This is a genomic window from Pseudomonas sp. AC083 (assembly GCF_979253165.1).
The window spans coordinates 1-229 of record NZ_CEEDDH010000396.1 but is presented as its reverse complement, the minus strand read 5'-3'; the positions used below and the strand labels follow the sequence as shown (position 1 = coordinate 229).

The 229-nt window shown below is 37.6% G+C and carries 1 pseudogene; it reads left to right on the top strand.

The window, feature by feature from the left end:
- Window positions 1-229, top strand: a pseudogene (locus tag AC0IXA_RS28310) (asparagine synthase (glutamine-hydrolyzing)); the annotation flags it as partial.

Here is a 229-nt window from a genome sequence, read left to right as displayed (position 1 = left end):
GATTTATAATTTCAAAGAATTAAGAGAAGACTTATGGAATAAAGGCCACTTGTTTCGTACAGAGACAGATACAGAAGTACTGGTTCATGGCTATGAAGAATACGGAATTTCCTTTGTTGAGCAATTAAACGGAATGTTTGCAGCTGCGATATGGGATAAAAAGAAGAAAGCACTTTATTTGTTTAGAGACCGGTCTGGGATTAAACCGCTGTATGTTTCAGAATGCCGG